The sequence below is a fragment of the Microbacterium sp. HJ5 genome (assembly GCF_054824025.1).
Genome location: NZ_JSYE01000040.1, coordinates 1 through 25,862, shown reverse-complemented (window position 1 = coordinate 25,862; position 25,862 = coordinate 1). Strand labels below are relative to the sequence as shown.

The following is a 25,862-nucleotide window of genomic DNA, read 5'->3' as shown; positions in this document are numbered from 1 at the left end:
CATGACCGCGTCAGCGACAGCGCCCTCCCGCCGCCGGAGCCCCCGCAACGGGCTCCGGCGGGGGGAGGCGCTGGCCGGGTGGGTGTTCACGGGTCCCGTGCTCCTCATCCTGGGCGTCTTCCTCCTGATCCCCGTGCTGATGGCACTGTGGGTCAGCTTCTCCGACTGGTCCGGTCGCGGCAGCCCGTTCTCGGAACGCGTCAGCTTCGTCGGCCTCGACAACTACGCCGCCATCACCGTCGACGGCGGCCTTCCGACCCGCGACTTCGGCATCGCCCTGCGCAACAACGCCTGGTACGTGCTGCTCGTCGTACCGCTCCAGACCGCGCTGGCGCTGTTCCTCGCAGTGCTGGTCAATCGCGCGATCCTCCGCGGCCGCGGCTTCTTCCGCACCGCGTTCTACTTCCCGTCGGTGACGAGCACCGTCGCCATCACCGTGCTGTGGCTGTTCCTGTTCTCCGCGTCCGGTGTCGTCAACGAGGTCCTGTCGTGGATCGGCATCAACGGACCCAACTGGTTCAACGACCCGAGCGGCATCATCCACAACGGACTCGCGACGATCGGCGTCACCGAGGGTCCGCAGTGGCTGACCGAGAACGACTTCCTGGGTCTGTCGTGGTGGCAGTGGATGGCCGGTCCGTCGGTGGCGATGACCGCGCTGATCTTCATGGCGGTCTTCACGACGAGCGGCACCTTCATGCTCCTGTTCGTCGCCGCCCTCCAGAACATCGGGGGCGAGATCCATGAGGCGGCGATGATGGACGGCGCCAACGGGTGGCAGCGCTTCTGGCGCGTCACACTCCCCCAGCTCCGGCCCACGCTCTTCACCGTGATCACCCTCGGCCTCATCGGCTGCTGGCAGGTGTACGACCAGATCTACACCGGCACGCAGGGCGCGCCGGGCAAGACGACGGTCACCCCCGCCTACCTGTCGTACACCGCCGCCTTCCTCGATCAGGACTGGGGCATCGGCGCGGCGATCGCGTTCATCCTGTTCGCGATCATCGTGGCGTTCACGGCGTTCCAGCGCTGGGTGCTGCGCGAGCGGCCGGTGTCGAAGCGCCGGGCGCGCCAGTACCAGCTGCCGCCGCGGCCCTCCACGGCGTCGCCCGCGGTCGCGGCATCCGCCCGCGTCCCCACCGTCCCCGAGCCGACAGAGACGAAGGAGGACGGGCGATGACCGGCACGACGCTGTCCGAATCGCTGGTGCTCAACCAGGAGAAGCCGCAGTTCGAGAAGCCCGCCCGTCAGAGGCTGCTGTCGCGGCGCATCGTGTGGCAGATCCTGCTGTACGCGCTGCTGGTGATCCTCGCCCTCATCTACATCTATCCGTTCCTCGTGCAGGTCGCGACGTCGTTCAAGACCGAGGCGGAGGCGACGGCGGATCCGGTCTCGCTGATCCCGGAGACCTTCACCTTCGCGGCGTACGAGCGGCTGTTCGGCACGAGCGACTACCCGGTGTGGTTCGCCAACTCGGCGATCGTGACGATCTGCGTGACGCTCGGCCGCGTGTTCTTCGTCTCCCTCGCGGGCTACGCGCTCGCACGCCTGGAGTTCCGCGGTCGCGGGCTGGTGTTCGCCGCGGTCGTGGCGGTCATGGCGGTGCCGGCGGTCGTGCTGCTGATCCCGAAGTTCCTCGTGATCAACCAGCTCGGCATGTACGACTCGTACGCGGGCATGATCGTCCCACTGCTCGTCGACGCCGCGGGAGTGTTCATCATGAAGAACTTCTTCGAGTCGATCCCGGTCTCGGTCGAGGAGCAGGCCCGCATAGACGGGGCCGGCGCGTTCCGCATCTTCTGGTCCGTCGTGCTGCCGATGGCGCGGCCGGCGCTCATCACGATCGTGATCCTGTCGTTTCAGGGATCGTGGAACGAGCTGAGCCACTTCATCGTCTCGACGCAGTCGCCCGAGCTCACGACGCTCACGAAGGGCGTCGCCTCACTCGCGTCGAACCAGCTCGGCCAGGGCCAGCAGTATCCGATCAAGCTCGCCGCCGCGGCGATCATGACCATCCCCGTCGCGGTGATGTTCTTCATCTTCCAGCGGCACATCATGAATACGGCCGAGGGGGCGGTCAAGGGATGACCACGACCGAGGATCCACGGCCCCTCCAGCCCCTTCTCGACGACGCGGTCATCGTGCTGCGCGCGCCGACCCAGGTCTGGTCGGATCGCGCCGGCGCGATCGGGGTGCGGCCGATCCACGGCGTCTACCACGGCGACGTGCGCCACGTCCGTGCGCTCGCGGCCGAGTGCTCCGACTCGCCCGTGGAGTGGATCTCGACCTCGCCGCACGGTCCGTCGCGCGTCGTGTTCGGTGGGCTGCTGCGCGGCATCGACGATGCGACGCCCGACCCGAAGGTGCGCCTGCTGCGCGATCGCCGCGTGTCCGACGGCGTGCTCACCGAGACCTGGACCCTCGCCTCGCGTCTCACCACGCCGATCGAGACGACGCTGGCCCTGACGATCGAGCCCGAGTTCGCTTCCCTGCACGACGTGAAGGCGGGGGTCGCCGTCGCTGAGCACGTCGAGATCGAAGTGACGGATGCCGCGGCCTCCCTCCGCGCGGGCGACAGGTCGTTCACCCTGACCGCCCCCGGGGCAACGGTAGCCGTCGCCGGCGGCGGACTGACCGCGCACTGGGCGGTGCGCGTCGCGCCGGGGGCGAGCACCACGGTGAGCTTCTCGCTCGAGCTGCGCGATGCGTCGCTCGTCGTTCACGGCGCCGTCGATCGCTGGACCGGCACGTCGGCGCGGCCGGGCGCGACCGCCCACCCGCGCCTCGACCGCTGGCTCGACGTCGCGCTGGGCGACCTCGACGCGCTGCGCCTCACGCTCGCCGACGACCACGGCGACAGCGGCGGCGGCACGGCGGACGCGTTCTTCGCGGCGGGAGCGCCGTGGTTCTTCACACTCTTCGGCCGCGACTCGCTGTGGGCGGCGCGGCTCTCCCTGCCGCTCGACGCGGGGATCGCGGCATCCACTCTCCGTGTTCTGGCGAGCATGCAGGGCACACAGGACGACCCGCAGACCGCGCAGGAGCCGGGAAAGATCCTCCACGAGCTGCGTTCGGGTGCCCTCGAGATCCCGGGCGAGGACGTCGTGCTGCCGCCGCTCTATTACGGGAGCGTCGACTCGACGCCCCTGTGGGTGTGCACGCTCGCCGACGCGTGGCGGGCCGGCATGCCGACATCCGAGGTGAACGCGCTGATGCCTGCGCTGCGCGGCGCGCTGCGGTGGATCCTCGAGTTCGGAGACAGCGACGGCGACGGCTTCCTCGACTACATCGACCGCTCGGGGCGCGGGCTGGCGAACCAGGGATGGAAGGACTCGGGCGACTCGATCCAGTGGCGGGACGGCCGTCTCGCCGAGGGTCCGATCGCGCTGTGCGAGGTGCAGGGATACGCGTACGAGGCCGTGCTCGCCGGCGCCGACCTGCTCTCGGAGTTCGGCGACGCCGACGAGGGCGCACTCTCCCCCGCTGAGCTGCGCGCGTGGGGCGCCGCACTGCGCAGTCGTTTTCGCGAGGCGTACTGGGTGGAGACTCCGGAGGGCCGCTATCCGGCGATCGCCCTCGACCGGCACAAGCGTCCGGTCGACTCGCTGACGAGCAACATCGGGCACCTCCTGGGGACCGGACTCCTCGACCCCGAGGAGGAGCGCGCCGTCGCCGGGCTGCTGCTGGGCGACTCGATGTCGTCGGGATTCGGCATCCGCACGATGTCGACCGGGGCTTCGGGGTACTGGCCGCTGTCGTATCACGGGGGCAGCGTGTGGGTGCACGACACGGCGATCATCGCGCGCGGGCTCCACGTCGCCGGGCTCGAGGATGCCGCGCGGCTGGTCGCGGACGACCTGCTCTCGGCCGCCGAGGGGTTCGGCTATCGCGTGCCCGAACTGCACGCCGGCGATCCGGCGACCGAGAGCTCGGTGCCGACGCCGTATCCGGCGGCGTGCCGCCCCCAGGCGTGGTCGGCCGCCGCGGCCGTCGTGTGCCTCGAGATCCTGGGCGCGGACTGAGGCTCACGCAGCGGGGAAGGCGGGGTTCGCTCAGTCGACCTTCCAGATCGTGCCACCCGTCACCCGGACGAGCTCGTCGAACGTCAGGGGGAAGACGGTGTGCGGGGTGCCGCCGGCGGCCCAGATCTCGTCGAAGCCGGCGAGGTCCTCGTCGACGATCGTGACGAGCGGGGCGGGATGCCCCGTGGGGGCGACTCCGCCGATCGCCTGGCCGGTGGCGTCCCGCACCTGCTCGGGGGTCGCGCGCTGGATCTTCCCGCGTCCGAGACGGCTGGCGAGCGCGGCCGTGTCGACGCGGTGACCGCCGCTCGTCATCACCAGGAGCGGCTCACCGTCGGACCAGAACACGAGGCTGTTGGCGATGGCTCCGACCTCGATGCCGAGGGCGGCAGCCGCGAGCGCGGCGGTGGACGCGGCATCCGGCAGCACGACGATGTCGCCCGGGATGCCTGCGGCGCGCAGGGAGTCGTGGACGAGACGGCTGCGGGCGGGGAGGTCGTTCGGTGCGGTCACCCGCTCAGCCTACGAGGGGTCGATGCCGTGGCGCACCGCGCGCAGAGAGGTCAGGGCGCGGTGCCGCGCGCGAGCATCTCGGCGTGCGGCATGAGCAGCCACCCGTCGTCGACGACCGCCCACTCCTGCCACGCGTGGGAGATGCGCTGCAGCTGGGCGTCATCCGCCCCGATCGCCTTGGCCGCGGTGGCGAACGACGACTGGAGGGCGCGGTCGGCCCACGCGCCGCCCCACCACGCCCGGTCGGCGGGCGATTCGAACAGCCACAGCGTCGCCGTCGAGCGGACGTCGGCGAGGCCGGCCTCCAGCGCCCACGACTTCAGGCGGCGACCGGCGGCGGGCTCGCCCGAGACGCTGCGGTGGGTCGCGAGGTAGAGCTCGTGCCACTCCGCGAGGCCCGGCAGGAGCGGGAACCAGATCGTGCCCTCGTAGTCGACGTCGCGCACCGCGACGAGTCCGTCGGCGCCGGCGACGCGGCCGAACTCGCGCAGGGCGTCGACGGGACGGCCGAGGTGCTGGAGCACCTGGTGGGCATGGACGACGTCGAACTCGCCGTCGTCGTACTCGAGCGCGTAGGCGTCGGCGACCTCGAAGGCGAGGTTGTCGGCCGGATGGTCGGCGTTCGCCTCGGCCACGACCTCGGCCGAGGCATCCACTCCCACGACTCGCCCTGGTGCGATGAGACGCGCGAGATCCGCGGTGATCGTGCCCGGCCCGCTGCCGACGTCGAGCACCGACAGGCCGGGGCGCAGGTGCGGCAGCAGGTAGGCGGCGGAGTTCTCGGCCGTGCGCCAGCGGTGCGCCCGCAGCACGCTCTCGTGGTGACCGTGGGTGTACGCGTCGGGCATGGACCAGACGGTACTCCGTTGCGCACACTGACGCAGGATTGTGACGGCGGCTTGCACGGACGTCGCAATCTGCGTGACGTTCGGCACGGCGGTTGAACACTTCGCGCGATGATGTTCCAATGGAGGTGGATGCCGCAACGCCGCGGCGTCCGCAGCGCACTGCCCACAAGGCCCGCCGAAGGAAGAACGCGATGACGCACACCCTGCCCCTGCCCGACTTCACGCACGAGCGCGTGGAGGTGATCACCGGACGCCGGAGCGGACTGTTCATCACCGTCGCACTGCATTCGTCCGTGCTCGGCTCCGCCCTCGGCGGCGCGCGCCTGTGGACCTACCCCCACTGGAGCGACGCCCTCGGCGACGCGCTCCGCCTCTCCGCGGCCATGACGCTGAAGAACGCGGCCGCGGGCCTCGACGCCGGCGGCGGCAAGTCGGTCATCGCCCTTCCTGAGGGCACCGTTCTCGACGCCGAGCGCCGCCGCGCCGCCTTCCTCGACCTCGGCGACGCCGTCGAGTCGCTCAGCGGTCTCTACCGCACGGCCGAGGACGTGGGGTCGACGACCGAGGACATGCTCGTCGTCAGCGAGCGCACCGAGCACGTGGTCGGCCTGCCCGACGCCGTCGGCGGTTCGGGCGAGCCCGCCGGGCCGACGAGCCTCGGCGTGTACGAGTCGCTGCGGGCGACGCTCGAACGCGTGACCGGCTCGGCCGACATCGCCGGCCGTCGGATCACGATCTCTGGCCTCGGGCAGGTCGGAAGCCGCCTCGCGGTACGGCTCGCCGCCGAGGGTGCCACGCTGACCGTGACCGACGTGAACCCCGCCAAGCGCGACCTCGCGCGTGAGCTCGGCGCCGACTGGAGCGTTCCGGGCGAGGAGCACCTCGTGCCGTCCGACGTGTTCGTGCCGGCGGGCATCGGCGGGCTGCTCACCGACGACGTCATCGACGCGCTCGACGCGAAGGCCGTCTGCGGTCCGGCGAACAACCCTCTCGCGGCGCGCGCCGGCGCCGACCGGCTCGCCGGACGCGGCATCCTCTACGCCCCCGACTTCGTCGTGAACGCCGGCGGCGTGATCTACCTCGACCTCGAGGCGAAGAAGATCGGGACGCGCACCGAGGTCATGGACCGCGTCGCCCAGATCGGCGACACCGTGCGGCGCATCTTCGACGAGGCCGAGTCGCGCGGTGTGACGCCGCTCGAGGCGGCCGAGGGTCTCGCCGCCGAGCGCCTCGCCGCGGGCGAGCGCGGGCACGCCCTCGCCGTCTGAACGCGATGACGGATGCCTCGGGGCGGCGTTCGCCGCGGCCCGGGGCATTCTCCGTCGGCGTGCGGCCGCGCGCTTGACCGCTGCGGGCTCGCGGCGGGTCTAGGTTGGCGCCATGGACGGGGTGTGGCTCGCCGCGCTGAGCGGCCTGATCGGCGGCGGAACGCTGCTGGTCGGCGCGGCGGTGGCGTGGTTCGTGGACATCCCGCAGCGGGTCGTGGCCGGCATCATGGCGCTGGGCGCCGGCGTGCTGATCTCGACGCTGGCGTTCGAGCTCGTCGAGGAGGCCGCGGCCGACGGCGGACTCGTCCCGACGACGGTGGGCTTCCTGGCCGGCGCGATCATCTACATCGTCGCGGACTGGCTGGTCTCGCGGCCGAAGCAGCCGGGTTCGGGCACTCCGGCCAACATCGTGGCGCGCCGGCAGAGCGCCAAGCTCGCAGGCGGCACCGGGGCGGCGATCGCGATCGGCGCGCTGATCGACGGCATCCCGGAATCGATCGTGATGGGCCTGTCGGTGCTGCAGGGCGGGCTGAGCATCCCGATCGTGGCGGCGGTGGCGATCAGCAACTTCCCCGAGGGGCTCGGCTCGACCGCGGCGCTCAAGGCGAGCGGATCGAGCGGCCGCAGGATCGCGCTGCTCTGGGGAGGCATCGCGGCGGTGACCGTCGTGGCCGCCGTCCTCGGGTACGTCGCGTTCCAGGCGGCGCCCGCGGGGCTGATCGCGCTCATCACGACGATCGCGGCCGGCGGGCTGCTCGCAATGGTGTGCAACACGATGATCCCCGAGGCGTTCGATGAGCAGCGCGCGCTGACCGGCCTCTACGCGACGGTCGGCTTCCTGGCGGCGTTCCTCCTTCACGAGCTCGCCGGTTGAGCGGGCTCGGCGGCGCGACCGCGGCACTTCCCTGCGACCGCTGCGCCGATCGGCAGCGCAGTCGCAGGAATCGACAGCACTCGCCCCCCGCCGCGAGCTCAGTCCTCGCCCGCCGCGAGCTCAGCCCTTGCCGACCGGGGCGACCAGCTCGGTGACCCACTCCGACTGCGGCCGATCGTCGGGCGCATGCACGTAGACCTCGCGCGTCGGTCCGACGATGCGGTACCCGTCGTCGGCGACTCGCTCCATGAGCGCCATCCAGGAGCGCCCGATCGAGGGCATGTCGCCGCGGTGGGTCAGGACGGCCGCGGTCTCGACAGCCGGAAGCTCGACGACGTCGTAGCCGTCGGCCGCCTCGGCCGGCGCATCCGCCGTGAACGACACGTGCACGGCGAGCTCCTCCGAGTCGGGCACGGCTTCGTACCAGAACACGCCGGGCTCCTGCGGCTCGCGGCCCGCGGCCTCGATCGCGCCGATGAGCCGCCCCAGCAGCGGGTCGATGACGGGCGAGACGTTCTCGGGTCCCATCCCCGGCGCGCGGCCCTCGACGGCGTAGACGGTGACGGGCTCGAGCGAGCGGTATTCGACGTCGGACATGGTGTCGGTTCCTTCCAGACGGTGGAGTCGTTCGGCGATCCGGGCGAGCCGGTCGCGGTCGGCGGCGACGGATGCCTCGAGCTCGGCCTGCCGGCGCACAAGGGCGTCGTGCAGGGCCGCGTTCTGATCCTCCGCCGCCAGCACGCCGCCGATCTCGTCCAGCCCGCAGCCGAGGTCGCGCAGCTCGACGAGACGCATGAGCGCCCCGAGCTGGGCGTCGGCGTAGTGCCGGTAGCCCGTGCGCTCGTCGACCCGGGCGGGGCGCAGCACGCCGATCTCGTCGTAGTGCCGCAGCATCCGCACGCTCACCCGCCCGAGGGCGGCGAACTCTCCGATGGTGTACATGGTGGAGACCACGCTCGACCCTGACACAGCGTGAGAGTCAAGCGGAAGACCCGGACGCCGATCAAGCGGGTCCGGCGAACCGCGCCGGGGCCGGGCAGCCTCAGGCGGACGCGGTCCAGTCGCGCTCGTCGGCGACCTCGCCCGCCGGCGTCTCGACCGACAGGCCGTGCAGCGTCTCGAGCGCCGCGTTGACCTCGTCGATGCGTCCCTCGACGGCGAGCTCGCGGATGCGCACGGACGGGCGGTGCAGCAGCACGCCCGCGAGGTGGCGCAGGGCGGCCTCGGTCTCATCTCCGGCGCCCCGGGCACGAGCGCGGGCGATCTCGTCCTCGACGATCGACAGCACGTCGCTGCGCAGCGCGGTGATCGCCGGAGCCGCCGCGCGGTCGGCCGTGAACTCGGCCGCGGCGTCGCCGACGATGACGCGGGCGTCGGCGTGGGCGCTGAACTCCTCGAGCGGCGCGTGCAGACGGATGGTCTCGAGGTCGAGCAGCTCGACGCCCTCGACGCGTCCGACGGCGGGGTCGACGTTACGGGGCAGGCCGAGGTCGATGACGAGCACGCGGTGACCGGGAGTGAAGGCGTCGGCGTGCACGACCGCGTCGGCGGTGCACGTGATGACGACGTCGGCCTGGGCCGCGGCATCCGTGAAGTCGGAGACGGGCGGCAGCGCGTGCTTGGCCGCGAACGCGGCGGCACGGCCCGAGGGCGAGAAGACCTGGATGTCGACGGCTCCGCGCGCGCGCACGGCCTCTACCGTGCGTGAGGCGTAGCGGCCGGTGCCGACGACGACGACGCGCGACGCGGCCCAGTCGGCGACGCGGCTCGAGGCGAGCTCGAGGGCGAAGCGCACGAGCGAGCGGTGCGTGCCGCGCAGGCTCGTGCGGTTGCGGATGCCGCGGCTCGTGTGGGTGGCCTTCTGGAAGAGGCGCTCGAGCTCGCCGCTCGTGGTGCCCTCTTCCCGCGCGGCGTCGAGCGCGCGGCGCACCTGGCCCGAGATCTCGTCCTCGCCGACGACGACGGACTCGAGGCCGCTGGTCACGGCGAAGAGGTGGGCGGCGGCATCGGCTCCGGAATGCACGGTCACCGAGGTGCGCAGGCTTTCGACGGGGATGTCGGATGCCTCGGCCATCGCCTCGACGACGGATTCGACCGCGACCGCCTCGCCGCCCGTGAGCGGCTCGTCGATGTCGAGATAGGCCTCGAAGCGGTTGCAGGTCGCGAGCACGACGGCTCCGGCGACGAACAGCTCCTCGTCGACGAGGGTGCGGGTGGCTGCGGGTGCTCCGAGGGAGAGTCGCTCCAAGACGTCGAGACTCGCGTTCCGATGGTTCGCGGTGAGACAGAGGAGCACCTGTCCATGTTAAGGCACGCCCGGAGAACCGGACGAAGCGGGCGCATAGGGTGTAATGCGTGCCGCTGGATGCCTCTCACCCGACTCTTGCCGACGGATACGTCGCTCCCCCGCTGATCCGCGCCTACCGCGGCGAGCGCCCCGAGACGACGCCCGTGTGGTTCATGCGGCAGGCCGGCCGGTCGCTCCCCGAATACCGAGAACTGCGCGTCGGCACCGACATGCTCGACGCGTGCCTGAACCCCGAGCTCGCGAGCGAGATCACCCTGCAGCCGGTGCGTCGTCACGGCGTGGACGCGGGCATCTTCTTCAGCGACATCGTGATCCCGGTGAAGCTGGCGGGGGTCGACGTGCGGATCGTCCCGGGCCGCGGTCCGGTGCTGGCCGAGCCGGTGCGCACCGCCGCCGACGTCGCCGCGCTGCCGCCCCTGGACCCAGCCGCGCTGACACCGATCCGCGAGGCCGTCGCGCTCACCGTCGCGGGGCTCGGCGCTACGCCGCTCATCGGCTTCGCCGGGGCGCCGTACACGCTCGCGTCGTACCTCGTCGAGGGCGGCCCGTCGAAGGAGCAGCTGCGCACGCGCGCGCTCATGCACTCCGATCCTCAGACGTGGGCGGCGCTCCTTTCGTGGTGCGCCGACGTGACCGGGATGTTCCTCGAGGCCCAGCTCGAGGCCGGCGCCTCGGCCGGTCAGCTCTTCGACTCGTGGGCGGGCTCGCTCAGCCTCGCCGACTACACCGAGCACGTCCGCCCGCACTCGCGCCACGCACTCGAGCGCGCGAAGGCGCTCGGCGTGCCGCTCGTGCACTTCGGCGTCGGCACCGGTGAGCTCCTCGCCGCGATGCACGGCGTCGGCGTCGACGTCATGGGCGTCGACTGGCGCCTGCCGCTGGACGAGGCATCACGCCGCGTCGGAGCCGACGTGCCGCTGCAGGGCAACATCGATCCCGCGCTGCTCGCCGCCCCGTGGCCGGTGCTCGAGGCGCACATCGTCGACGTGCTCGAGCGCGGCCGCGCGGCGAAGGCGCACATCGTGAACCTCGGGCACGGAGTGCCGCCCGAGACCGACCCGACGGTGCTCACGCGCGTCGTGGAGTTCGTCCACTCCCGTGGCTGACTTCTCCGTCGTCGGCGGCGGCGTCGCGGGGCTCGTGGTGGCCCGGCGGCTGACCCTCGCCGGTGCGGACGTCGTCGTGCTCGAGGCATCCGATCGCCTCGGCGGGACGGTCGCGCGGCATGAGGTCGCGGGCATCGGACTGGATGCCGGAGCCGAGAGCTTTGCGGTGCGCGGCGGCGTCGTGGCGTCCTTGCTGGCAGAGCTCGGACTCGCCGGCGACATCGTCGAGCCGCGGCCCGGGCCCGCCTGGCTGCAGCCCGCCGAAGGGCCGGCGGTGCCGCTGCCCGCGACGGCGCTGCTCGGAATCCCCGCCGACCCGCTGGCGGAGGACGTCGTGCGGGTCGTCGGGGCGGATGCCGCTCGGCGGGCCGCCGAACTCGACGCCCGGCCGCTCGGCTCGGAGGCTCCCGCCTCGCTCGGCGCGCTGGTGCGCGAGCGGTACGGCGACGCGGTGCTCGATCGGCTCGTGGCGCCGGTGGTGCACGGCGTGCACTCGACCCACCCCGACGCCGTGCCCGTCGCACGCGCGCACCCGGGCCTGCCCGCCGCGCTCGCAGAGGCGGGGTCGCTCGGCGCCGCCGTCGCGCGGCTGCGGGCCGACGCTCCGCCCGGATCGGCGGTCGCGGGCCTTCGGGGCGGGATCAACCGCCTCGTCCCCGCCCTCGCCGCCGACCTCGAGCGCGCCGGGGGCCGCGTGCGCTTCGGCTCGCACGTCGACACCTTGGAAGGCCTCGACGGCACCGTCGTGATCGCGACGCCGTGGCCCGCGGCGGGCGGGCGGCGGATCGACCTGGTCACCCTCGTGGTGGAGCAGGACGAGTTGGATGCCGCGCCCCGAGGCAGCGGGCTGCTCGTCGCCGCCGGAGCACCCGTCGCCGCCCGCGCGCTCACGCACGCGACGGCGAAGTGGGAGTGGCTGCGCGAGGCGGCCGGCGGCCGGCACGTGCTGCGCCTGTCGTACGACGAGCCACCGGTCGATCCGGTCGCCGCTGCGCGTGCCGACGCCGAAGTCCTGCTGGGGGTCCGGCTGCCCGTGGTGGCCGGGTCGGGCGTCGTCACCTGGACGAGGCCTGCCGCGGCCGAGGCATCCGATCTCCTCGTCGTGGGCGAGACGGTCGCCGGCTCCGGCCTCGCCGGCATCGTCGCCCACGCCGAGCGCACCGCGGCGGCGCTTCTCGCGCGCTGACCCGACACGCGCGGATGGAAGAATGGACGCATGAGCGAAACCTCGGCTGCCCCCACGTCCGAGAACGAGGCGCTCGGCTACACGCTGTGGGCCGTGTTCCGCCGTGACCCCCAGCGCCCGTCCCCCGCCGGAGACCTGACGGCCGCGGTCGCCGAGGTCGAGGCATACGGTGTCACCGTCCGCGGGTTCTACGACGTCTCGGGCCTCCGCGCCGACGCCGACCTCATGATCTGGCTGCACGCGACCGACATCGCTCCCGAGAAGCTGCAGGCCGCGCTGCGCACGCTGCGCCGGGCCGAGCCGCTCGCCTCGCTCGAGCCGGTGTGGAACGCGATGGGCGTTCACCGCGACGCCGAGTTCACGGCCAACCACCTGCCGGCCTTCATGCGCGGCAAGGACCCCGAGGCCTGGCTCACCGTCTACCCGTTCGTCAGGTCGTACGACTGGTACATCCTGCCCGAGGCCGACCGCCGTCAGATGCTCGCCGACCACGGCCGCAAGGGCGCCGAGTACCGTCAGGTGCTGGCCAACACGGTCGCGAGCTTCGCGCTGGGCGACTACGAGTGGATCCTGGCGCTCGAGGCTCCCGAGCTCGTCGACCTCGTCGACCTCATGCGGCACCTCCGCCAGACCGAGGCACGCCGCCACGTGCGCGAAGAGGTGCCGTTCTACACGGGCCGCCGCATCGGCCTCGACGAGATCGCCGAGGTGCTCGCGTGACCACCTTGCGCATCGGCACGCGCGGCAGCGCGCTCGCCCTCACCCAGACCGGCATGGTCGCCGACGACCTCGCCGATGCGACGGGCGTCACCACCGAGCTCGTCACGATCACGACCGACGGCGACCGCACGAACGAGCCGCTCTCGCGTGCCGGCGGCACGGGCCTCTTCACCGGCGCCCTGCGCGACGCTCTGCTCGACGACCGGTGCGACCTCGTCGTCCACTCGCTCAAGGACCTCCCGACCGCACCGCACGACCGGCTCGTGGTCGCGGCGATCCCGGCCCGCGAAGACCCGCGCGACGCCCTGTGCGCGCGCGACGGACTCACGCTCGAGCAGCTCCCCGAGGGTGCGCGCGTCGGAACCGGCTCGCCCCGCCGCATGGCCCAGTTGCGGGCGAAGCGTCCCGACCTCGAGGTCGTCGACATCCGCGGCAACGTCGACACGCGCCTCGCCCGCGTCGCCCCCGGCGACCTCGATGCCGTCGTGCTCGCCGCCGCGGGCCTGCGCCGCCTCGGCCGCGCCGACGTGGTGACCGAGTTCCTCGACGCCGACCGCTGGCCGACGGCCCCGGGCCAGGGAGCGCTCGCGGTCGAGGTGCGGCGCGGCGACGAGCACCTCGTGCGCAAGCTCGACCACCGCGAGACCCGCGCCGCCGTCGAGGCCGAGCGCGAGGTGCTCGCCCTCCTCGAGGCAGGCTGCTCAGCGCCGGTCGGTGCGCGCGCCGTCGTCGACGCCGGCCTGCTCCTGCTGTCTGCGAGCGTCTACAGCCTCGACGGCCAGACCGTCCTCACGTCGTCGCACGCGGCGACGTGGCCCGACGACGGCGACCCGTCGCGCGACGTCGCGGCGCGCGTCGCCCGCGAACTGCTCGACGCCGGCGCCGCCGGCCTGACGGGAGAACGCCCGTGACCTCCTCCTTCTCCGAGGGGGCCGGCCCCCTCGGCCACCCCCGCCTCTCCTTCCGGGCCCGCCGCCTGCGCGCCACGCCCGCGATGCGGCGCCTCGTCAGCGAGACGCGCCTGCACCCGGCCGACCTGATCCTCCCCGTCTTTGTGCGCGAGGGGGCGGGCGAGCCGGTGCCGATCTCGTCCATGCCGGGCGTCGTGCAGCACACGACCGAGAGCCTCAAGAATGCGGTGGCGGATGCCGCGACCGCCGGCATCGGCGGCATCATGCTGTTCGGCGTGCCCGAGCACAAGGATGCGACGGGCTCCGGTGCGACCGATCCCGACGGCATCCTGAACATCGCGACGCGCATCGCTGTCGCCGAGGCCGGCGACGCGCTCGTCGTGCAGACCGACCTGTGCCTCGACGAGTTCACCGACCACGGCCACTGCGGCGTGCTCGACTCCCGCGGCTACGTCGACAACGACGCGACCCTCGAGCGCTACCGCGACATGGGCGTCGCGCAGGCCGAGGCGGGCTCGCACCTGCTCGGCCTCAGCGGCATGATGGACGGCCAGGTCGCGGCTGTGCGCGACGCGCTCGACGGCGCCGGCTTCGGCAACACCCCGATCCTCGGCTACGCCGCCAAGTATGCGTCGGCGTTCTACGGTCCGTTCCGCGAAGCGGTGCAGTCGTCGCTCGATGGCGACCGCCGAACCTATCAGCTCGACCCCGGCAACCGCCGCGAGGGCGCACTCGAGATCGACCTCGACGTCGCCGAGGGCGCCGACATCGTGATGGTCAAGCCCGCGATGAGCTATCTCGACGTACTGGCCGATGCCGCGGCATCCAGCCCCGTCCCTGTCTGGGCGTACCAGGTCTCGGGCGAGTACGCGATGATCGAGGCCGCCGCGGCCCATGGCTGGATCGACCGCCGCCGGGCGATCGAGGAGTCGGTGGTCGGCATCCGCCGCGCCGGTGCCGACGCCGTGCTGACCTACTGGGCCGTGGAACTGGCGGGATGGATCCGATGAGCACCAACGCAGACGAGTTCGCCCGCGCCCGCGCGGCCATGCCCGGCGGGGTCAACTCGCCGGTGCGCGCCTTCGGCTCGGTCGGCACGACGCCGCGCTTCTTCGTGTCGGCCTCGGGCCCGCGCGTCACCGACGTCGAGGGTCGCGAGTACGTCGACCTCGTGGGCTCGTGGGGTCCGGCCATCTTGGGGCACGCGCACCCGGCCGTCGTGAAAGCGGTGACGGATGCCGCGGCCCACGGCCTCGGCTTCGGCGCATCCACTCCGGGCGAGACCGAGCTCGCCGAGCTCATCGAGGCCCGCGTGACCAGCGACGGCGCGCGCCCCGTCGAGCGCGTGCGCCTGGTGTCGACGGGCACCGAGGCGACGATGACGGCGATCCGCCTCGCACGCGGCGCGACCGGCCGCGACCTGATCGTGAAGTTCGCCGGTCACTACCACGGGCACTCCGACGGCCTGCTGGCCGAGGCCGGCTCCGGCGTCGCGACGCTCGCGATGCCCGGCTCGGCCGGTGTGCCGGCACCGATCGCGGCACAGACGCTCGTCGTGCCCTACAACGACCTCGATGCGCTGCACGAGGTGTTCGCACTGCGCGGCAGCGAGATCGCCGCGATCATCGTCGAGGCGGCGCCCGCGAACATGGGCATCGTCCCGCCGTCGCTCGGCTTCAACGCCGCGATCGCCGACCTCGCCCACGGCAATGGAGCCCTGCTCATCCTCGACGAGGTGCTCACGGGCTTCCGCGTGGGCCCGGCGGGCTGGTACGGCATCGACCCGGTGCCCTTCTCCCCCGACCTCATCACCTTCGGCAAGGTCGTCGGCGGCGGCCTGCCGCTCGCGGCCATCGGCGGATCCGCGGCGCTGATGGAGCTGCTCGCGCCCCTCGGCCCGGTGTACCAGGCCGGCACGCTGAGCGGCAATCCGCTCGCCGTCGCCGCCGGACGCGCGACCCTCGACCATCTCGATGCGTCGGCCTACGCTCGCATCGACGACGCCGCGGCGACGATCGCGGAGGCCGCGGCATCCGCTCTCTTGGAAGCCGGCGTCACCCACGTCGTGCAGCGCTCGGGCAACCTCTTCTCGATCCAGTTCGCGGAGGTCGCGCCGACCGACTACGCGTCGGTGAAGGCGCAGGAGGCGTTCCGGTATCCGCCGTTCTTCCGCGCGATGCTCGACCAGGGCGTCTCGCTGCCGCCGTCGGTGTTCGAGGCCTGGTTCGTCTCGGCCGCGCACGACGACGAGGCGGTGGCGCAGATCGTCGCCGCACTGCCCGCCGCCGCTCGGGCCGCGGCCGCCGCGACGCCCGGCTGACCGTCCGGGCCGCCGCCCCCCCTTGGTTCATTTGTGCGAATCGACGGTTCCGGATGCCTGTGAGCCGCCGATTCGCCCAGACGAAGCCCGCGCGAGCGGCGCTGACGGGCACCCGCGCCCGGAACGAAGAAAGACCCCCGACGAGCGGGGGTCTTTCCGTGCTTGTGGACCTGAGGGGAATCGAACCCCTGACCTCCTCGATGCGAACGAGGCGCGCTACCAACTGCGCTACAGGCCCGTGAACCTCAGTTAGGTTATCACGGCCCGAAGCGCGTCCCGGACCAGCATCCGCCCCCTCGAGTCGCCACTCCGGGCGGCCTGCAACCGCCACGAAGCCGCCTCGACCGGCAACTCGGCGCCGCCGCTCGGGGGAGGATGGAGGCATGTCCTCCCCCGCTCTCAACCGTGTCTTCGCCGTCCGCAATGTGCGCCTCGAGGTCGGCGGGCGGGACGGCTCCCCGCACGACATCGCCGTCGACGAGAGCGGCCTCATCGCCGCCGTCACCCCCGCCTCGAACGCGCCGATCGGTCACGACGAGGTCGACGGCCGGGGCCACCTCGCGCTGCCCGGCCTCGTCAACACGCACGCGCACGTCGACAAGTCGTGGATCGGCCACCCGTGGCAGTCGTACGGCGGCGAGGGCGGCACGGACGGCCGCATCCGGCACGAGCGCGCGCGGCGCGATGAGCTGGGCATCCCGGGCCTCGAGATCACCCGTCGGGTGCTCGGCGAGTTCGTCCGGTTCGGCACCACGGCGCTGCGCACGCACGTCGACGTCGACCTCGGGCTCGGCCTGCGAGGCATCGAGATCGTGCGCGAGGCGGTCGCCGAGTATGACGGCGCGATCACCGCCGAGATCGTCGCCTTCCCGCAGGACGGGGTGCTGCGGCGCCCGGGCGTCCTCGAACTGCTGCGCGCCGCCGCCGAGGCCGGCGCCGAGCACATCGGCGGCCTCGATCCGGCGAGCATCGATCGCGACCCCGTGGGTCAGCTCGACGGGATCTTCGCGATCGCTGCGGACACCGGCGCGGGCGTCGACATCCACCTGCACGACCCCGCCGAGCTCGGCGCGTTCCAGTTCGACCTCATCCTCGACCGCACCGAGGCTCTCCGCCTCGCGGGCCGCGTCAACATCGCGCACGGTTTCGCCCTCGCGCAGGTCGACGCAGTGCGCCGACGCGATCTCCTCGAGCGGATGTCGGCCCTCGACGTCACGATGACCACGGTGGCGCCGCTGCGCCTGCCGCAGCTCCCGCTCCGCGAGTTCGACGCGGCCGGAGTGCGGTTCGGCTTCGGCACCGACGGCATCCGCGATCTCTGGAGCCCGTACGGCACGGGAGACCTCCTCGGCATCGCGTGGCAGTACGCCCGCTCGTCGAGCGTCGTGCGCGACGATGACCTGCGCCGCGTCGTCGACCTCGCGACCGGCGCCGCCGGCCCGTTCGCCGGCGTCGGGGTCAACTCCCTCGCCGTCGGGGACCGTGCCGACCTCGTGCTCCTCGACGCCGAGAACGCCATGGACGCCCTCGTGCGCACTCCCCCGCGCGAGCTGGTCCTCGGCGCCGGCCGGGTCCTGCATTCGGCCTGACGGGGTCGTGTTCACCGAGTCGCCACTTCGGGCGACCCAGGGCAGCCACCAGCCCACCCCAACCGGCAACTCGACGACCAACCGGCGCCGAACCCGGGCTACGCCCCGGCAGCCCGCCGCGTCAACAGGTCGCGGACGTGCGCCTCGATCTCGGCGTCGTCGACGTACCCCATGCGCGCGAAGTCGGCCCGCGCCGTGCGAGCGACCTCGATCGACGGCGGACGTTGCGCCTCGGCCCGCTCGCGCATCGCGTCTTCGAGGGCGGCCTGCCGCAGCGCCTCGCGAGCCGCTTCTGCTTCGAGCACGACCGAGGCACGCGAACCGGCGGACGCCGTGAGCGGCCGCGGAAGCTCGCGCGGCGCCCATTCGCGCGACGCCTGCTCGAGCTCGACGTCCTGCACGTGCACCTCCGGCCGGGCGACCGGCGCGGCGACGACCACGCCCGCTCGCGAGGCGACCCTCGCCAGTCGCTGAAGAACGAGAGCGGATGCCGCGGCCACGGCCACGCCCGCCCACAGCCACGCCTGCGCGCCCGTCGTCAGCACCTCGAATACGCCCCACCCGGCGAGCGCGAGCCCGCCGATCAGGACGAGCGTCGAGGCCAGCCGGAACCGTCGGCGGGCCCGCGCGCGACGCACCGCGGGCGTGGATCGCGCGGCGGCCACCTCGGCGCGAGCGGCGGCCTGCGCGGCATCCAGCTCAGCGCGGGCCTGCGCCTGCGCGGCGGCCCGCTCCGCACGCGCCCGCTCCAGGTCGATGCGGGCGGCGGCCTCGGCGGTCTCGCGCTCGGTGCGGGCGCGCTCGAGGTGCACCTTGGCCTCTTCGAGCGCCGCGGACTCGCGGTGCGCGAGCGCCTGCCTGGCGAGTCGCTGCTGCGCGGCGGCCGTACGGGCGTTCAGCTCGAGCCGCACCTCCTCAGGTGTCTCGCTGGTCTCCGCGAGCACCCGCAGCGCCTGGTTCAGCCGCACTGCGTTGCGCTCGGCGGCGTCGAACTGGCGACGGCTGTGCCATGACGGCAGCAGATAGACGAGCCACAGGAGCACGACGACGAGCACGATCACCCCGCCACCCAGCACCTGGCCACCCACCATGTGCACAACGGTAAGTGACGCGGATGCCGCGGCCCGGCCATCCGGCGCGTGTCGCCCTATGCGTGCAGGCGATCGGCCGGCGGAACCGTGGCGGCAGCCTGCGGGGCACGTCCCGTGACCCAGCGCTGCAGCACGCCCTCGGGAACCTCGTCGCGCACGAGCGCGAAGGCGTAGTGGTCGCGCCAGTCCCCGTCGATGTGGATGTACCGCCGCCGCAGGCCCTCGTAGCGGAAGCCCAGCTTCTCGACGACCCGCAGGCTCGCACGATTCTCGGGTCGTATGCAGATCTCCATGCGGTGCAGCCGCAGCTCGGTGAAGCACACGTCGGTCGCCATCGCGACCGCGGTCGGGGTGATCCCCCGTCCGGCGAACCGCTTGCTCACCCAGTAGCCGATGGTCGCCGACGCCAGCGACCCGCGGGCGATGCCCCAGACGTTGAGCTGACCGGCGATGTTGCCGTCGTGCTCCATGACGAACGGCACGCCGGCCCCGTCGCGATACTGCTGCAGCAGCCGGCGCACGCCGAGGCGCATGTCGAACGACACCGGACCGTCGGGACTCGTGGCCTCCCACGGCCGCAGCCATTCGCGGTTGGACAGCAGCTCGCTCTGCAGCACGCGGGCGTCGCGCGGTCGCACGAGCCGGATCGACACCGGGCCGTGGCTGCGGGGAGCCGTCAGGTCCACGTGACCCCCTCGTACGGGCGGCGTCAGAGGTTCGCCGCGAACTCCTTGAACCAGGGTCGCAGGTCGGGTCCGAGATCGTCACGATCGGCTGCGAGCTGCACGATGGCCTTGATGTAGTCCACCCTATCGCCGGTGTCGTAGCGGCGACCCCCGAAGACGACGCCGTACACGCCGGGACCGTCGGCGTCGGCGGCCAGCTCCTGGAGCGCATCGGTGAGCTGGATCTCGCCGCCCTTGCCCGGCTCGGTGCGCTCGAGGATCTCGAACACGTTCGGGCTCAGCACGTACCGGCCGATGACGGCGAGGTTGGAGGGCGCATCCTCCTTCTTCGGCTTCTCGACGAGGCCGGTCACCTTGACGAGCCCGTCGGTGTCGGTCGCCTCGACGGCCGCGGCGCCGTACATGTGGATGTGGTCGGGGTTCACCTCCATCAGCGCGATGATGGTGGCGCCGGTGCGCTCGTGCTCGGCGATCATGCGGGTGAGCAGAGGATCGCGCTCGTCGATGAGATCGTCGCCGAGCATGACCGCGAACGATGCGTCGCCGACGTGCGCCTTTGCGCGGAGCACCGCGTGTCCGAGTCCCTTCGGCTCGCCCTGACGCACGAAGTGGATGTCGGCGAGGTCGCTCGACGCCACGACACGGCGCAGGCGGTCGTCGTCGCCCTTGTCCTTCAGCTTCTCCTCGAGCTCGGGCACCGAGTCGAAGTGGTTCGAGATCGCGTTCTTGTTGCGGCCGATGATCACCAGGATGTCGTCGATGCCCGCCTGCGCAGCCTCTTCGACCACGTACTGGATCGCGGGCTTGTCCACGACCGGCAGCATCTCTTTGGGCATCGCCTTGGTGGCCGGCAGGAAGCGGGTGCCGAGACCGGCAGCAGGGATGACGGCCTTGATGGGGGTACGGGGCATGCCTGCATTCTAGGGGGCGCATGTTTCGCCATGACGCCGCGTTGACACACCCGGCCGCAGCGCGATATCGGCACGACGCTGCCCCCGTGCGAACCCCGCCTAGAATCGAGGGCATGTCCGACGCGATCGCCGACGCGAAGCGCGCGCTCCGAGCCGAGCTGAGGGAGCGGCGTCAGCTGCTGACCCCGCAGGCCCGCGAGACCGCGGCCACCGGCATCCGCTCACAGCTCGACAGGCTCGTCGACGAACTCGGCGTCACCTCGATGTCGTGCTTCCTGTCGACGACGACCGAGCCGGGCACGCGGGAGTTCGTCGCCGGCGCGGTGGGGCGCGGCGTCCGTGTCCTTCTTCCCGTCACCCGCACCGACGGACTCCTCGACTGGTCGGTGGCGACCCCCGAGCTCGACATCACCGAGGGCATGTTCGGGCTCCCCGAGCCGGTCGGCGAGCTGCTCGGACCCATCGCCGTCAACGACGTCGACCTGCTTGTGATCCCCGCCGCCGCCGTCGATCGCCAGGGCATGCGCCTCGGCTGGGGCCGCGGCTACTACGACAAGACCATCGGCTCGATGCACCGCTGCCCGCCGGTCTATGCAGTCGTCTTCGACTCCGAGGTCGTCGACGAGGTCCCGAGCGACCTGCACGACCAGCCGGTGACGGGCGTCGTCACCCCCACGCAGACCATCCTCCTCGCGCCGGTCCGGCGCTGAACGCCCGAAGAGAGCCATGCCCACCTACGCCTATGCCTGCAAGCAGTGCGGTCACCGCTTCGACGCGGTGCAGTCCTTCGCCGACCCCGCGCTCACCGAGTGCCCCCAGTGCGGCGGCCCGCTCCGCAAGGAGTACGGCTCGATCGGCGTGACCTTCAACGGCTCCGGCTTCTACCGCACCGACTCGCGCGCGGGTGAGAAGAAGGGGACGGATGCCTCGCCCTCCGGCTCTTCGTCGTCATCGGGGTCGGGGTCGTCGGGGTCGGGCGGCTCGTCCGGTGGGTCCGGTGGCGGGTCCTCGGCCTCTTCGACATCATCGAAGTCCGAGTCGAAGTCCTCGCCCGCCTCGACCGGGTCCTGACCGGCGGACGCCGGAGACAAGTGAGGAGCATCACGTGATAAAAGGCTTCAAGGAGTTCATCCTCCGCGGGAACGTCATCGACCTGGCCGTCGCCGTGGTCATCGGCGCCGCGTTCACGCTCATCGTCACAGCGATCGTCAACGGGCTGATCAACCCGCTCATCGCGATGGTGTTCAACGCGAGCTCGCTCGACGCCGTCGGCTGGACGGTCACAAGCCTCGACGGCGAGACCGAGGTCTTCTTCGGATTCGGCATGATCCTCGGCGCGATCATCAACTTCGTCGCCGTCGCCGTCGTCGTCTACTTCGTGTTCGTCTACCCGATGAACATCTGGAAGGAGCGAGCCGCCGCCAAGGCCGGGATCGCCGAGGAAGAGGCATCCGATCTCCCGACCGAGCAGGAGCTGCTCGTCCAGATCCGCGACCTCCTCGCGACTCAGCCCAGGGCCTGACCGCCGAGTCAGTAGTGCGGGGGCACGTCCTGCCGCAGGCGGTCGTCGTTGGGGCCGGATGCCGCACCCGGCGAAGCAGCCGGGGGCGCGGCATCCGCTCCCCCGTCTCCCGGCACGGGCTCGGCCGAGGTTCCCGGCGCGGGCGTGAGCTTCACGCGGCGCGAGCCGGGGACCCGCTCGATGCGCTGACGGCTATTCGATGACATCGATCGGCTGCGTGTCGGTCTCGACGCGCGGCGCTTCGGGCGGCACGCCGAGCATCGCCGCAATGCGCTGGGCGACGCCGGCCGGGTCGCTGTACAGGTCGAACGAGTGCACGCGCACGTAGTGCCAGCCCAGTCGGCGCAGGATCTGCGGGCGCAGCCGCAGCGACTCGCGCAGGGACTCCCCGATCGTCTCGGGGTCGCTCTCGACCACGACCGCCTTGCCGTCGTACTGGGCAACGAGCGGCAGCAGACCCCGGTAGTGCACGTCCACCGAGAGCCCGAGCCGGCGCAGCTCGCGCGCGAGCGCGAGGGTCAGCGGATCGGCGAGGTCTTCGAGGCGGGCTTCGCGCGCCTTGGCGGCGATGCCTCCGAGGATCGACATGAGCGTGGCCGCGCCGTGCTCCAGGCGGCCGTCGTCGAAGGCCGAGGGGCGGATCGACGACACGATCACCATCGAGCGGCGCGCTCGCGTCATCCCGACCGTGAGCAGTCGCTCTCCGTCGGGCGTCGACAGGTCGCCGAAGTCGCTGAGCACGCGGCCGTGCTTGGTGAGGCCGAACCCGAGCGAGAAGATGACGCGGTCGCGGCTCTCGGCGACGGACTCCTCGAGGGTCAGCACGGCGAAGGGCTCCGCGGTGTCGCGGGCGACGAAGTCGGCGACGTCGGAGCGTCCGGCGAACGCGGCCTCGACGGCGGCGCGGATGCGCTCGGCGTGCTTGATGCTCGCCGTGACGACCATGAGCGACTCCGAGCCGCGGTTGACCGCATGCTCCACGACGAGCGTCACGACGCGGGCGACCTCGGCGTCGGGGCTCTCGACGGCGCCGGTCACCGGGTCGGGGGCGCCCGTGCCGCCTTCGACGTAGTCGACGCCGAGGCTGCCGCGTCCGAGGTACGAGCCGGCCCACGGCAGCGACACGAGCTCGCCTCCGTAGAAGGCGTCGTTGACGAGCTCGGCGAGGTCTTCGCCGCCGGCGCGGTAGCTGCGGGTGAGCGTCTCGACGGGCAGCAGGTCGGCGAGCCGCTCGAACACGCTCGTCGTGTCGAAGGGCTCGGCGGGCTCCTCTTCGACCGGGATCCCCGCCGCCACGCGGAACGGCGTCGGCTTCTGCGTCACCGGGTCGCCGAACACGACGATCTGCCGGCCGCGGCGCAGCGCGGGGGCAGCCTCGGCGAGGCACAGGGCAGCGGCATCCGCCACGATCACGACGTCGAACTCGGGCGTCGACGGAATCTCGGGCACGTCGTACGGCGACGCGAGCCACACCGGTGCGAGGGTGCGCGACAGCGCGGGGGCGGCCGCGACGAGGTCGCCCGGGGTCACGGCGCCGTTCTTGAGTGCGTGCTTGAGGGCTCCGGCCTCGTCTGCGCGGTCGACGATGCCGATGCGCCACTGCGTCGCCAGCTGCGACGCGAGGAGCGGGCCGGATGCCGCGGCATGCGCCTCGTCGACGAGACGGAAGTCGCGCTCGAGGCGGTCGACCACGGCCGTGTTGGCGCCGAGCACCGCGCGGTCGGTGCGCAGCAGCAGCTCGAGGGCGGACTGCCACCACGCGAACTCGAGCTCGTCGGCGACCTGCGCCTCGGGCACGTGCCGCACCGAGAGCTCGGTGAGCAGCGGGCCGAGGCCGAGCGCCTCGAGTTCGGTGCGCAGCGTCGCGCGCTCCTTGAGGTTGTCGAAGACGTCGGAGTCGGCGGCCAGGCCCGCGAGGGTGCGGACGAGGTGCTTGACCGGCAGGACCGAGAGGCGGTCGGCCCCCGTGCGACCGAGGACCGCGTCGAGCTCGCCCAGTTCGGCCTCGACCCGTGACAGCGCGACGTGCACGTCGGAGAGGCCGAGCGGGACCTCGGGTGTCACGCCGGAGTCGACGAACCGCTGCCACTCGGTGCGCTGCTGCTGGATGCGCACGAGCGCCTCGTACATGTCGGGAACGTGGACGCCCGGGCGCACGTACTCCTTCGACAGGCGACGCAGGCGGCGGCGGTTCGGTCCGCTCATGTTCGGCGCATCGCGGCGGGGCGCGTGCGCCTGGATCAGCTCGCCCAGCGGCCGCTCGAAGACGGTCAGGCTGAAGCGGTCGAGCGAGTCGCGGATGCCTTGGAGCAGTCGCAGGTACGCGCCGAGCTCGGAGACGGTGTGGAACGGGCGCATGCGCGTCTGCGCGATGAGCTCGTACCCGCGCTCGAGCAGGCTCGGCAGCTCGCTGCGCTGCAGCTTGCCGGCGAGCGCATGCGCGGCGCGAGCCTGCTCGGGCTTGGCGAACGAGACGCCGTACCAGGGCGAGTCGTCCGGCCCGAACCGGAACTCGCCGAGCCGGGCGGCGGCGGCGAGTTTGGCCGCGGCATCCGCTCGCCCGTGCGCGAGGCGCTCGAGCGTCGCTCCGCCGAAGCGGGCCGCGGTCGAGGGCGACGCGTCGTGAGCGGCGAGGGTCGCGAGCGCACGCAGGATGTCGAGCACCGAGACGCCGAGGGACGGATGCTGCGCCGTCACGGCACCGCGATAGTCGCGCAGCACGCCCCGCAGGCGCACCAGCGCGTCGTCGATGTCGGCGATCTTCGGCTGCTGAGCCTTCTCGTTGCGGCCGATCGCGCGGATGAGGTCGCGCTGCAGCGTGCGCGGCGAGACCGCGAGGCCGGGCAGCCCGATTCCGGCGAGGCGATGACGGATGCCGTCGAGCGTCGAGCTGCGGGCGCTGACGACGAGCACGCGCTTGCCGTCGCGCACGAGGGCGCCGACCGCATTGATGATCGTCTGGGTTCCGCCGGTGCCGGGGAGCGTGTGGACGGCGAGCGACTGTCCGGACGTGATGCGCGCGAGGACGCGCTCCTGCTCCGAGTCGGCGTCGAGGAGGAGCGTGTCGGCTGCCGGCGGGCGTTCGTCGGGGCTCGTCGGCTGCGGCGCCTCACGGCGGGCCGTGAGCGTCTCGCGATCGGCCGGGTGGCCGGCGAGCGCGTTCAGCACGGGGTGGTCGAGGTCGGAGGCGTCTCGCGCCATGCCGCCGCCGACGTCGGCGAAGCTCGACACCAGGAGGCGCGGCTTGACGGTGTACGACTCGATCCACGAGGTCAGCGCGCGCAGGTGGTCGATGACCGGCTGGGGCTTGAAGACTCCGCCTTCGTGCGCGAGTGCTGCGAGGCCTGCGCCGTCGAGCTCGATGCCGAAGTGCGTGCGCATGGCGCGCACGAGCTCGGGGTTGACGACGAACGACCCGTGCAGCTTGAGCTCGAAGTCGGCGAGGTGGCGGCGGATCGCGAGGGGGCGCAGCAGCACGGGCGCCGAGCATTCCATGCTGCCGATGCGCCAGGTGGCGAGGCCCACGGCGAGGTGGACCGGCTCGAGGCCGCGCGTCGTGCGCAGCTCGACGTTCTTCGCCGTGATGCGCTCGGCCGCGAGGCGGGCGTTGCGCAGTGCGACCTCGTCGCGGAACAGATTGGAGAGGAGCGTCGAGCGCCCGGTGATGAACTGGGGAAGGCTGCCGGGGTGGGCCTTGGTGATCTCGATCGACGAATCGGCGTCGTCGGTGAAGTGCAGGAGGGTCGAGCGGCCGCCGAGATCGGCCGACTGCAGTCGCAGTCGCTCCCGCTCGGGGTCGGCGATGTGCGCCACCACCACGTCGGGCTCGGCGAGGCCGAGATCGCCCGGCGTCACGACGCTCCCGGATACGGCGTCTTCTGCGCCGGCCACGACGCTGCCCTCTGCTCGCCACACACGAGCCACACTAAGCGCCGTGTCCGGATGGCTCTTGCAGCGAGGCCGAGTTTCGCGGTATTGGGACACGCC

At 72.4% G+C, this 25,862-nt stretch carries 24 protein-coding genes and 1 tRNA gene; 15 read left to right on the top strand and 10 right to left on the bottom strand.

What is annotated here, in order from left to right; all coding sequences use genetic code 11:
• Position 1 precedes the first annotated feature (1 nt).
• From OB08_RS15670 to OB08_RS15660, 3 genes are read left to right on the top strand one after another with little or no spacing between them, the layout of a single operon-like run.
• A complete protein-coding gene (locus OB08_RS15670) occupies positions 2-1,180 on the top strand; it encodes a carbohydrate ABC transporter permease (protein ID WP_461476359.1) in 1,179 nt (392 codons plus the stop codon).
• Positions 1,177-2,088: a carbohydrate ABC transporter permease gene (locus tag OB08_RS15665; protein ID WP_461476357.1), complete on the top strand. Its 912-nt coding sequence runs from the start codon at positions 1,177-1,179 to the stop codon at positions 2,086-2,088. Before OB08_RS15670 ends, OB08_RS15665 begins: the two co-directional genes overlap by 4 nt.
• Positions 2,085-4,022, top strand: coding sequence for a glycogen debranching N-terminal domain-containing protein (locus tag OB08_RS15660; RefSeq protein WP_461476355.1), 1,938 nt, complete (start codon positions 2,085-2,087; stop codon positions 4,020-4,022). Before OB08_RS15665 ends, OB08_RS15660 begins: the two co-directional genes overlap by 4 nt.
• A gap of 30 nt (positions 4,023-4,052) precedes the next feature.
• Here the strand turns inward: OB08_RS15660 and OB08_RS15655 are convergent, their stop codons facing one another.
• Positions 4,053-4,535: a YbaK/EbsC family protein gene (locus OB08_RS15655; RefSeq protein WP_461476353.1), complete on the bottom strand. Its 483-nt coding sequence runs from the start codon at positions 4,533-4,535 to the stop codon at positions 4,053-4,055.
• A gap of 50 nt (positions 4,536-4,585) precedes the next feature.
• A complete protein-coding gene (locus OB08_RS15650; protein WP_461476352.1) occupies positions 4,586-5,383 on the bottom strand; it encodes a class I SAM-dependent methyltransferase in 798 nt (265 codons plus the stop codon).
• Positions 5,384-5,574: 191 nt separating this feature from the next.
• On the opposite strand from OB08_RS15650, the gene OB08_RS15645 reads away from it, so the two are divergent.
• Together OB08_RS15645 and OB08_RS15640 are read left to right on the top strand one after the other, a co-directional pair.
• Positions 5,575-6,651 carry a Glu/Leu/Phe/Val dehydrogenase family protein gene (locus tag OB08_RS15645; protein WP_461476350.1) on the top strand — a complete coding sequence of 359 codons (1,077 nt, stop codon included), beginning with the start codon at positions 5,575-5,577 and terminating at the stop codon, positions 6,649-6,651.
• A gap of 112 nt (positions 6,652-6,763) precedes the next feature.
• A complete protein-coding gene (locus OB08_RS15640) occupies positions 6,764-7,525 on the top strand; it encodes a ZIP family metal transporter (RefSeq protein ID WP_461476348.1) in 762 nt (253 codons plus the stop codon).
• A gap of 120 nt (positions 7,526-7,645) precedes the next feature.
• Here the strand turns inward: OB08_RS15640 and OB08_RS15635 are convergent, their stop codons facing one another.
• Both OB08_RS15635 and OB08_RS15630 read right to left on the bottom strand, forming a co-directional pair.
• Complete coding sequence (locus OB08_RS15635) at positions 7,646-8,479, bottom strand: MerR family transcriptional regulator (protein WP_461476346.1); 834 nt, start codon at positions 8,477-8,479, stop codon at positions 7,646-7,648.
• Between the two features lie 88 nt (positions 8,480-8,567).
• The gene (locus OB08_RS15630) at positions 8,568-9,821 is read right to left on the bottom strand and encodes a glutamyl-tRNA reductase (RefSeq protein WP_461476344.1); all 1,254 of its coding nucleotides are present in this window, start codon (positions 9,819-9,821) and stop codon (positions 8,568-8,570) included.
• A 59-nt stretch (positions 9,822-9,880) separates the two neighbouring features.
• On the opposite strand from OB08_RS15630, the gene hemE reads away from it, so the two are divergent.
• The 6 genes from hemE (at position 9,881) to hemL (ending at position 16,076) form a co-directional block, all read left to right on the top strand.
• The gene (hemE, locus tag OB08_RS15625; protein WP_461476342.1) at positions 9,881-10,939 is read left to right on the top strand and encodes a uroporphyrinogen decarboxylase; all 1,059 of its coding nucleotides are present in this window, start codon (positions 9,881-9,883) and stop codon (positions 10,937-10,939) included.
• Positions 10,932-12,125 (top strand): protoporphyrinogen/coproporphyrinogen oxidase, encoded by a 1,194-nt coding sequence (locus OB08_RS15620; RefSeq protein WP_461476340.1) that lies wholly within the window; start codon positions 10,932-10,934, stop codon positions 12,123-12,125. Before hemE ends, OB08_RS15620 begins: the two co-directional genes overlap by 8 nt.
• A gap of 30 nt (positions 12,126-12,155) precedes the next feature.
• Positions 12,156-12,845: a hydrogen peroxide-dependent heme synthase gene (gene hemQ / locus OB08_RS15615; protein ID WP_461476338.1), complete on the top strand. Its 690-nt coding sequence runs from the start codon at positions 12,156-12,158 to the stop codon at positions 12,843-12,845.
• The gene (gene hemC, locus OB08_RS15610) at positions 12,842-13,756 is read left to right on the top strand and encodes a hydroxymethylbilane synthase (RefSeq protein ID WP_461476336.1); all 915 of its coding nucleotides are present in this window, start codon (positions 12,842-12,844) and stop codon (positions 13,754-13,756) included. The genes hemQ and hemC overlap by 4 nt, the downstream gene beginning before the upstream one ends.
• A gap of 83 nt (positions 13,757-13,839) precedes the next feature.
• Positions 13,840-14,766 (top strand): porphobilinogen synthase, encoded by a 927-nt coding sequence (gene hemB, locus OB08_RS15605; protein ID WP_461476371.1) that lies wholly within the window; start codon positions 13,840-13,842, stop codon positions 14,764-14,766.
• Positions 14,763-16,076, top strand: a complete 1,314-nt coding sequence (hemL, locus tag OB08_RS15600; RefSeq protein ID WP_461476334.1) for a glutamate-1-semialdehyde 2,1-aminomutase — start codon at positions 14,763-14,765, stop codon at positions 16,074-16,076. Before hemB ends, hemL begins: the two co-directional genes overlap by 4 nt.
• Positions 16,077-16,241: 165 nt before the next feature.
• Here the strand turns inward: hemL and OB08_RS15595 are convergent.
• Positions 16,242-16,314 (bottom strand) — tRNA-Ala (locus OB08_RS15595).
• A 145-nt stretch (positions 16,315-16,459) separates the two neighbouring features.
• Between OB08_RS15595 and OB08_RS15590 the strand changes: the two genes are divergently transcribed.
• Entirely contained in the window at positions 16,460-17,665 is a 1,206-nt protein-coding gene (locus OB08_RS15590) for an amidohydrolase family protein (protein ID WP_461476333.1), read from the top strand.
• A 98-nt stretch (positions 17,666-17,763) separates the two neighbouring features.
• Here the strand turns inward: OB08_RS15590 and OB08_RS15585 are convergent, their stop codons facing one another.
• The 3 genes from OB08_RS15585 to galU are packed head-to-tail and all read right to left on the bottom strand — an operon-like array spanning position 17,764 to position 20,353.
• Positions 17,764-18,756: a large exoprotein gene (locus OB08_RS15585; protein WP_461476331.1), complete on the bottom strand. Its 993-nt coding sequence runs from the start codon at positions 18,754-18,756 to the stop codon at positions 17,764-17,766.
• Between the two features lie 56 nt (positions 18,757-18,812).
• The gene (locus OB08_RS15580) at positions 18,813-19,442 is read right to left on the bottom strand and encodes a GNAT family N-acetyltransferase (RefSeq protein ID WP_461476329.1); all 630 of its coding nucleotides are present in this window, start codon (positions 19,440-19,442) and stop codon (positions 18,813-18,815) included.
• Positions 19,443-19,465: 23 nt separating this feature from the next.
• Entirely contained in the window at positions 19,466-20,353 is an 888-nt protein-coding gene (gene galU / locus OB08_RS15575; RefSeq protein WP_461476327.1) for a UTP--glucose-1-phosphate uridylyltransferase GalU, read from the bottom strand.
• Positions 20,354-20,466: 113 nt separating this feature from the next.
• Between galU and OB08_RS15570 the strand changes: the two genes are divergently transcribed.
• The 3 genes from OB08_RS15570 to mscL are packed head-to-tail and all read left to right on the top strand — an operon-like array spanning position 20,467 to position 21,875.
• Positions 20,467-21,063 carry a 5-formyltetrahydrofolate cyclo-ligase gene (locus tag OB08_RS15570; protein ID WP_461476325.1) on the top strand — a complete coding sequence of 199 codons (597 nt, stop codon included), beginning with the start codon at positions 20,467-20,469 and terminating at the stop codon, positions 21,061-21,063.
• A gap of 16 nt (positions 21,064-21,079) precedes the next feature.
• Positions 21,080-21,424 (top strand): FmdB family zinc ribbon protein, encoded by a 345-nt coding sequence (locus tag OB08_RS15565; protein ID WP_461476323.1) that lies wholly within the window; start codon positions 21,080-21,082, stop codon positions 21,422-21,424.
• A 34-nt stretch (positions 21,425-21,458) separates the two neighbouring features.
• Complete coding sequence (mscL, locus tag OB08_RS15560) at positions 21,459-21,875, top strand: large conductance mechanosensitive channel protein MscL (protein WP_461476321.1); 417 nt, start codon at positions 21,459-21,461, stop codon at positions 21,873-21,875.
• An 8-nt stretch (positions 21,876-21,883) separates the two neighbouring features.
• Here mscL and OB08_RS15555 read toward each other — a convergent pair whose 3' ends face one another.
• Together OB08_RS15555 and OB08_RS15550 are read right to left on the bottom strand one after the other, a co-directional pair.
• The gene (locus OB08_RS15555) at positions 21,884-22,081 is read right to left on the bottom strand and encodes a hypothetical protein (RefSeq protein ID WP_461476319.1); all 198 of its coding nucleotides are present in this window, start codon (positions 22,079-22,081) and stop codon (positions 21,884-21,886) included.
• Entirely contained in the window at positions 22,068-25,790 is a 3,723-nt protein-coding gene (locus tag OB08_RS15550; RefSeq protein ID WP_461476317.1) for an AAA family ATPase, read from the bottom strand. The genes OB08_RS15555 and OB08_RS15550 overlap by 14 nt, the downstream gene beginning before the upstream one ends.
• Between the last annotated feature and the right edge of the window lie 72 nt (positions 25,791-25,862).

Excerpts from the sequence above, each read along its gene's own strand:
- OB08_RS15670 (WP_461476359.1), top strand. The coding sequence starts at position 2 with ATGACCGCGTCAGCGACAGCGCCCTCCCGCCGCCGGAGCCCCCGCAAC.
- OB08_RS15665 (WP_461476357.1), top strand. The coding sequence starts at position 1,177 with ATGACCGGCACGACGCTGTCCGAATCGCTGGTGCTCAACCAGGAGAAG.
- OB08_RS15660 (WP_461476355.1), top strand. The coding sequence starts at position 2,085 with ATGACCACGACCGAGGATCCACGGCCCCTCCAGCCCCTTCTCGACGAC.
- OB08_RS15650 (WP_461476352.1), bottom strand. The coding sequence starts at position 5,383 with ATGCCCGACGCGTACACCCACGGTCACCACGAGAGCGTGCTGCGGGCG.
- OB08_RS15645 (WP_461476350.1), top strand. The coding sequence starts at position 5,575 with ATGACGCACACCCTGCCCCTGCCCGACTTCACGCACGAGCGCGTGGAG.
- OB08_RS15640 (WP_461476348.1), top strand. The coding sequence starts at position 6,764 with ATGGACGGGGTGTGGCTCGCCGCGCTGAGCGGCCTGATCGGCGGCGGA.
- hemQ (WP_461476338.1), top strand. The coding sequence starts at position 12,156 with ATGAGCGAAACCTCGGCTGCCCCCACGTCCGAGAACGAGGCGCTCGGC.
- hemB (WP_461476371.1), top strand. The coding sequence starts at position 13,840 with ATGCGGCGCCTCGTCAGCGAGACGCGCCTGCACCCGGCCGACCTGATC.
- hemL (WP_461476334.1), top strand. The coding sequence starts at position 14,763 with ATGAGCACCAACGCAGACGAGTTCGCCCGCGCCCGCGCGGCCATGCCC.
- OB08_RS15590 (WP_461476333.1), top strand. The coding sequence starts at position 16,460 with ATGTCCTCCCCCGCTCTCAACCGTGTCTTCGCCGTCCGCAATGTGCGC.
- OB08_RS15585 (WP_461476331.1), bottom strand. The coding sequence starts at position 18,756 with ATGGTGGGTGGCCAGGTGCTGGGTGGCGGGGTGATCGTGCTCGTCGTC.
- galU (WP_461476327.1), bottom strand. The coding sequence starts at position 20,353 with ATGCCCCGTACCCCCATCAAGGCCGTCATCCCTGCTGCCGGTCTCGGC.
- OB08_RS15570 (WP_461476325.1), top strand. The coding sequence starts at position 20,467 with ATGTCCGACGCGATCGCCGACGCGAAGCGCGCGCTCCGAGCCGAGCTG.
- OB08_RS15565 (WP_461476323.1), top strand. The coding sequence starts at position 21,080 with ATGCCCACCTACGCCTATGCCTGCAAGCAGTGCGGTCACCGCTTCGAC.
- OB08_RS15555 (WP_461476319.1), bottom strand. The coding sequence starts at position 22,081 with ATGTCATCGAATAGCCGTCAGCGCATCGAGCGGGTCCCCGGCTCGCGC.